Source organism: Nocardiopsis sp. SBT366 (assembly GCF_001083815.1).
GTDB classification, from domain to species: domain Bacteria; phylum Actinomycetota; class Actinomycetes; order Streptosporangiales; family Streptosporangiaceae; genus Nocardiopsis; species Nocardiopsis prasina.
Window position 1 is genome coordinate 70,936 of sequence record NZ_LAVM01000019.1, and the last position, 6,672, is coordinate 77,607.

Annotated in this window: 6 protein-coding genes; 2 read left to right on the plus strand and 4 right to left on the minus strand. The window is 71.9% G+C overall.

The window, feature by feature from the left end:
* Positions 1–278 precede the first annotated feature (278 nt).
* A complete protein-coding gene (purE, locus tag ADX84_RS08220) occupies positions 279–812 on the minus strand; it encodes a 5-(carboxyamino)imidazole ribonucleotide mutase (protein WP_199776513.1) in 534 nt (177 codons plus the stop codon).
* Positions 809–1,966, minus strand: a complete 1,158-nt coding sequence (locus ADX84_RS08225) for a 5-(carboxyamino)imidazole ribonucleotide synthase (RefSeq protein ID WP_049570001.1) — start codon at positions 1,964–1,966, stop codon at positions 809–811. Before ADX84_RS08225 ends, purE begins: the two co-directional genes overlap by 4 nt.
* Before the next feature lie 193 nt (positions 1,967–2,159).
* Between ADX84_RS08225 and ADX84_RS08230 the strand changes: the two genes are divergently transcribed.
* Complete coding sequence (locus ADX84_RS08230) at positions 2,160–2,636, plus strand: GtrA family protein (RefSeq protein ID WP_049570004.1); 477 nt, start codon at positions 2,160–2,162, stop codon at positions 2,634–2,636.
* On the opposite strand, the gene ADX84_RS08235 is transcribed toward ADX84_RS08230, so the two are convergent.
* Positions 2,627–3,628 (minus strand): CPBP family intramembrane glutamic endopeptidase, encoded by a 1,002-nt coding sequence (locus tag ADX84_RS08235; protein ID WP_049570008.1) that lies wholly within the window; start codon positions 3,626–3,628, stop codon positions 2,627–2,629. The two genes, ADX84_RS08230 and ADX84_RS08235, sit on opposite strands and share 10 nt — an antisense overlap.
* Positions 3,629–4,033: 405 nt before the next feature.
* Between ADX84_RS08235 and ADX84_RS08240 the strand changes: the two genes are divergently transcribed.
* The gene (locus ADX84_RS08240; protein ID WP_049570011.1) at positions 4,034–5,173 is read left to right on the plus strand and encodes an Mrp/NBP35 family ATP-binding protein; all 1,140 of its coding nucleotides are present in this window, start codon (positions 4,034–4,036) and stop codon (positions 5,171–5,173) included.
* Positions 5,174–5,281: 108 nt separating this feature from the next.
* On the opposite strand, the gene ADX84_RS08245 is transcribed toward ADX84_RS08240, so the two are convergent.
* Positions 5,282–6,672 (minus strand): S1C family serine protease (locus ADX84_RS08245; RefSeq protein ID WP_369801067.1); only part of this gene is annotated, 1,391 nt, incomplete at its 5' end.

Below are 6,672 nucleotides of genomic sequence, written 5' to 3' on the forward strand. Positions count from 1 at the left end.
TGGCTGCAGGGAGGTGGGTTGCGGTCGTCGCAGCCCCCGCGGACGGTCTCCTGCGCGGCCTCGCCCGCCTCGGGAGCTCCCGCATGCAGCTGCGGTAGACGGACGTGGCGATGGTGCCCAGGGTGGCGATTCCCAGGGCTGCGCGATGGCCAGGGTGGCACCACGTACCCGGCGAGGAAGGGCGGGGACTCCGTCCCGTGGACCAGGCGATGGAGGGCCTGGAAACCCTTCTGGCGGACGACTGACCGGGCCCCGGGGATCACCGGGGCCCGGGCCGCCTACCTGCCGAAGCCCATGGTCCGGCCGCCGTCGGCCACCTCTCGGCGCAGGCGCTCGCCCTTGGCGTGCGCCTGCTCCTTGAGCTCCAGCTGGAACGCGGCCATGCGCTCGGCCAGCTCCGGGTCGTGCGCGGCGAGCTGGCGCACGGCCAGCAGCCCGGCGTTGCGGGCCGCGCCCACCGCCACGGTGGCCACCGGGACCCCGGCGGGCATCTGCACGATGGACAGCAGCGAGTCCATCCCGTCGAGGTACTTGAGCGGCACCGGAACGCCGATCACGGGCAAGGTCGTCACCGAGGCCAGCATCCCCGGCAGGTGGGCGGCTCCGCCCGCACCGGCGATGATCACCTTCAGTCCCCGGCCGGCGGCCTCCGAACCGTAGGAGATCATCTCGTGCGGCATGCGGTGGGCGGAGACCACGTCGGCCTCGAAGGGGACCCCGAACTCCGTGAGCGCCTCGGCGGCGTCGCGCATCACCGGCCAGTCGGAGTCGGACCCCATCACGATGCCCACCACGGGCTTGCTGTCGGTCACTTCTGGTCTCCTCGCAGGTAGGAAGCGGCGTCGCGGGCACGCTCCAGCAGGTCCTGGTAGTCGTCGCCCATCACGGTGACGTGCCCGATCTTGCGGCCCGGACGCACGTCCTTGCCGTAGAAGTGCACCTTCACCTCGGGGTCCTTGGCCATCACGTGCAGGTAGCGGCGGTAGACCTCGGGGTCCTCGCCGCCCAGCAGGTTGGCCATGACGGTGTAGGGGGCGTTGGTGCGCGGTGAGCCCAGGGGCAGGTTCAGGACCGCGCGCAGGTGCTGCTCGAACTGGGACGTGCGGGCGCCCTCGATGCTCCAGTGGCCCGAGTTGTGCGGGCGCATGGCCAGCTCGTTGACGACCACGTCGTCGGCGGTCTCGAACAGCTCCACCGCGAGCACCCCGGTGACGTCCAGGGCGTGCGCGATCTCGATGGCCAGCTTCTGGGCGCGCAGGGCCCTGTCCTCGGGCAGGCCCGGCGCGGGAGCGATCACCTCGTGGCAGATCCCGCCGCGCTGGACGGTCTCCACCACGGGGTAGACGGCGACCTGCCCGTGCGGGGAACGGGCCACCTGGACGGCGAGTTCGCGGGAGAAGTCCACCTTCTCCTCCACGAGCAGCGGGACGTCCTCGGCGGCCGCGCGGTCGACGACCTCCCGGGCCTCTTCGGGGCCGTCGACGACCCACACGCCCTTGCCGTCGTAGCCTCCGCGCGCGGCCTTGAGCACGACCGGCCATCCGGTGTCCCCCGCGAACCCGGTGACGTGTTCGAGGGTGGTCACCGCCCGCCAGCGCGGGGAGGGCGCGTCCAGCTCGGCCATGCGGGTGCGCATGCGCAGCTTGTCCTGGGCGAAGCGGAGGGCGTCGCGGCCCGGCCTGAGCAGCCCGCCCGCCTCCTCCACGGCCCGCAGGACGGGTTCGGGCACGTGCTCGTGGTCGAAGGTGACCACGTCGTTGGCCTTGGCGAAGGCCAGGACGTCGTCGAGGCCTCGGTCGTCGCCCAGGGTGACGTCGCCGCAGACCAGGGCCGCGCTGTCCTTGGGACCGGCTGCCAGGACGGAGAAGTCCACTCCCAGTCCGATGCCCGCCTGGTGGGTCATCCGGGAGAGTTGGCCTCCGCCCACCATTCCCACGCGGGGGACGATGCGGTTACGCTCGCTCACAGTTCCTCAACTCAATGCTCGTCAACCGCGGATGCGGGGCGGCCCCGCGCACGGCGGAACCTGGCCGTTCGGCTCGGAACCCGCGGCCGGGGTGTCCCGAAGGCCCCGGATAGAGTCTAGGGCGTGCGGGCGTGCCGCCCCCAGGGCCCACTCCCCCGCCGCCGTGACCCCCACAACCCGGAGGGCGCAGGCCATGCGCGAGTTCCTCTCCCGTCGTCCGAGGCTGGCCCGGCTGGCCTCCGAGGTCGGCAAGTTCGGTTCCGTTGGCGCGGTCGCCTACGTCGTGCAGCTGGCTGCGACCAACCTGCTGTGGGCGAGCGGGATGGGTTCGATGACGGGGCAGGTGGTGGGCACCTCGTGCGCCATCGCGGTGGCCTTCGTGGGCAACCGGTTCTGGACCTTCAACGACCGGGCCCGTACCGGTCTCGGCCGGGAGACCTTCCTCTTCCTGGTGATGAACGGCGTGGGCATGCTCATCCAGGTGGGGTGCCAGGCCTTCTCGCTGTACGTGCTCGGTCTGGACAGCACCCTGGCGCAGAACGTCTCCGGCAACGTGGTGGGCGTGGGTCTGGGCACGCTGTTCCGCTTCTTCGCCTACCGGACCTGGGTGTTCCCGCCCGATCCGGTTCCGGACGCCGAGGACGACGGGGCCGCGCGAGCTCAGACCTGAGTGGTGACGCTGCGGCGGCGGACTCCGTGGCGCCGGGCCATGGCGGTGACCAGGAGCAGGTAGAGACCCACCTGCACCAGTGCCAGGACCAGGGTCATCGGGGTGTTGGTTCCCAGGGGCAGGCCCCCGCCGAGCACCATGCCGGTGCCCACGTCGGCCAGGCGCCCCTCCACCGCGCAGAGGCTGAACTGGACGAGACTGTTCACCACGTGCAGACCGATCGCGGCCTCCAGGCCGCCGGTGCGCCAGGTCACCCACGCCATACCCAGACCGAGCACGGCCAGCGCCGCGGTGTTCCACAGGTCCCCCGGATGGGTGGCCGCGTACAGGGCGGCGAACAGGGTGCCGCCCGCCAGCACGGCGGGCCACGGTGAGCGCAGCACCCTGGAGAACGCGGAGTCGTCGTGGGGCGATCCCAGCGAGCCGACGAGCTGCATGACCATCCCGCGCAGCGTCATCTCCTCGGCCACGGACTGGAGCGGCACCAGCAGCACGATCACGAGGAGCGCGGCTGCGAGGACCTCCGCGGTCCCGTAGTCGACGGTGATCGGCGCTTCCGCGGGGCCCTCCCCCATCAGTGCCAGGAGCAGTGCCGCGCCCGCGGTGACGGGGACGGCCGCCACCAGCACGCAGCGGGCCAGCCAGCCCCAGCGCATGCGTCCGGTGACCGAGATCAGGGAGCCGGGTCTGCGCCACTGCACGACGCGGGCCACGAAGAGGGTGACGGGCGCCAACAGGGCGATCGCCGCCAGCCCGAAGGCCAGCCCGGCGATCTCCCCCACCCGGACCGAGTCGGGGGCAAGACCGCTCCCGCCGAGGATCGCCACGATGGTCATCACGACCACCACGCCGACCCACAGGAAGAACAGGAGGACGGCGAAGACCAGGAGCGCCAGCGGAGGCACCCACCAACGGAACCTCGGGGTCCGGGCGAGCCTGTGATAGGACTCACCCTCCGGGATCTGCGCGCACGCGAAGAGGTTCGTTCGCACCGGACGCGGTGGCGGCCACGCCCACACCGACGGGTCCGGGGTCAGGGCGGGATGCCCCCCGGGCGGGGTCTGCCGCGCGCCTCCCGGCGGCCAGGCCCAGGTCTGTTCCTGGGTGTGCCCACCAGAAGTCTGCCCCTCCGGCCCCTCAGGCGCGGCGGGCCAGGACGAACCAGGCGGTGGCGGCACATTTCCCATCGTGCGCTGAGACTACTATCCGGGCATGTATCGCCTGCGTTAAGGCCACGCCGTTATCGCCTGGTCACAGTGAGGGACAGAAGCCGCGAAGGCCCCGAGGGAACGGAATAGCGGACCGCCTCTCCCCTGTTGCAACGGGTGGTCCTGCGGACGGTCACGCGAGCGACACCACAGGCCAAGACCCCGTCCCGCTGACCTACGATTGAGTACATGTCCTCCACACCAACCACCGAGCAGGTCCACGAAGCCCTGGCCACGGTGCAAGACCCGGAGATCCACCGCCCCATCACCGACCTCGGCATGGTCAAGAGCGTCGGGATCGACGACGACGGCGCCGTGCACGTAGGTATCTACCTCACGGTGGCCGGGTGCCCGATGAAGGGACGCATCGAGAAGGACGTGACGGGCGCGGTGACCAAGGTCGCCGGCGTCACGAAGGTCACCGTCGAGCTCGACGTCATGAACGAGGAACAGCGCAAGGAGCTCCAGACCAAGCTCCGCGGCGGCCAGGCGGAGAAGGAGATCCCCTTCGCCAAGCCGAACTCCCTCACCAAGGTCTACGCGGTCGCCTCGGGCAAGGGCGGTGTCGGCAAGTCGTCCGTCACCGTGAACCTCGCCGCCGCGCTCGCGGCCCAGGGTCACAAGGTGGGCGTCGTCGACGCCGACATCTACGGCCACTCGGTGCCGCGCATGCTCGGTGCGTCGGACTTCCCGACCAAGGTCGAGGACATGATCCTCCCGCCGACCGCCCACGACATCAAGGTCATCTCGGTGGGCATGTTCACCGAGGGCAACACCCCGGTGGTGTGGCGCGGCCCGATGCTGCACCGCGCCCTCCAGCAGTTCCTCTCCGACGTCTTCTGGGGTGACCTGGACGTCCTGCTGATGGACCTGCCCCCGGGCACCGGCGACATCGCCATCTCCACCGCCCAGCTCCTCCCGGCCGCCGAGCTGATCGTGGTCACCACGCCGCAGCAGGCCGCCGCCGAGGTCGCCGAGCGCGCGGGCGCGATCACCGCCCAGACGCACCAGCGCATCGCCGGTGTCATCGAGAACATGTCCTACTACCTGCCGGAGGGCGGCGGCGAGCCCGTCCACCTCTTCGGCCAGGGCGGTGGCCAGACGGTCGCCGACGCGCTCACGAAGACCCTCGGTGCCGAGATCCCGCTCATGGGTCAGGTGCCGCTGGACACCCGTCTGCGTGAGGGCGGCGACGAGGGCCAGCCGCTGGTTCTGACCCACCCCGAGGCCGAGGCCAGCAAGGTGATCGTCTCGATCGCCGAGAAGCTGGTCGGCAAGCCGCGCGGGCTGGCCGGGATGCAGCTGGGCATCTCCCCCGCCGGACGCTGACGACCGACCGCACTCGCGGGTCGGCTGGAAGACACGCGCACGGCCCCCGAATCCGCTGGGATTCGGGGGCCGTCGTGTTGCTCGGGGGCGGGCGCGGGGCCGGGTCGGTCAGTCGCTGGGGCCGAGGGTGACGGTGACGGTCTCCCGCTCGCCGTCGCGCTCGTACTCCAGCTCGACCTCGTCCCCGGGGGCGCGGTCGCGCACCATGGCCTGGAGCTCGCCGTGGGAGTTGACCCTGCGGCCGTCGAAGGTGACAATCACGTCGCCGGGCTCCAACCCGGCCTCGTCTGCGGCGCCGCCGCTCTCGACGGAGCCGGAGCCGTCGGCGATGACCGCGCCGATGACCGAGCTGCCCTGGTCGAAGGTGACGCCGAGTTCGGCGTAGGTGGTCTCGCCGTGGTCGATCATCCGGTTGACGACCTCCTCCGCCTCCGTGGAGGGGATGGCGAAGCCGAGGCCGATGCTGCCGCCGGTCTGCTCGCCCATGAACCCGCCGCCCATGGTGGCGATCATCGAGTTGACGCCGATGACCCGCCCCTGGACGTCCACGAGCGGTCCGCCCGAGTTGCCGGGGTTGATGGCGGCGTCGGTCTGGAGGGCGAAGAACTGGCTCTCGCCCTCGTCGGAGCTGACCGGCCGCTCCTTGGCGCTGATGATGCCCTGGGTGACCGTCCCGTCCAGGCCCAGCGGGGCGCCGATCGCGATGACCTCGTCACCGACGACCGCCACGTCCGAGTCGCCGAACTCCAGCGGCTCGACGTCGTTGGGGTCCTCCAGCTCCAGCACGGCCAGGTCGGAGCTGGGGTCGGATCCGACCACGGTGGCCAGGCTGTTGCTGCCGTCGCTGTACTCGATCACGATCCCGTCCTCCTCCAAGGGAGAGGAGACGTGGTCGTTGGTGACCACGTAGTCGCCGTCGATGACGAAACCGGAACCACCCGATCCGACGCGTCCGCCCGCGCTGCGCAGGGAGACCACGCTGGGGCTGACCCGCTGGGCCACGCCCGCGATGGTGTCGGGGTCGCGGTCGGGCGCCTCGGGCGGTGGTTCGTTGATGGTGGGGCCCTGGTCGGACTCGGGCGCGGCCTGTCGCCCTGAGCCGAGCAGTCCGCCCGCGAGACCGCCCGCGCCGCCCGCGATGAGGGCGACGACCAGCATCCCGCTCAGCGCGGCCCAGGCCGGGACGCCGCGTCTGCGGGGGGCCGCCGCGGGGTCGGCCGCGAGCTGGGCGTACTGGGACGGGGGCCCGGGCGGTACGGCGAAGTGGCCGTGGTTGGGGTGGCCCTGGTTCGGATGGCCCTGCCCGGTGGCCTGCGTCTGGGGGGCGGCCTGCGAAGGCTGGGCCCCCTGCGCGGGCTGGGGCTGCGGCGCGGGCTGCCCCTGCCCCTGCCCCTGGTGGGACGTGTGGGGCTGCTGCGGCGGTTGCCCCTGCTGGGCGGCCGGGCCCTGGCCCGGGCGGTCTCCGGCAGGGGAGGGCTGGGGGGGGATGGGGGCTCCGG

Excerpts from the sequence above, each read along its gene's own strand:
- ADX84_RS08240 (WP_049570011.1), top strand. The coding sequence starts at position 4,034 with ATGTCCTCCACACCAACCACCGAGCAGGTCCACGAAGCCCTGGCCACG.
- ADX84_RS08230 (WP_049570004.1), top strand. The coding sequence starts at position 2,160 with ATGCGCGAGTTCCTCTCCCGTCGTCCGAGGCTGGCCCGGCTGGCCTCC.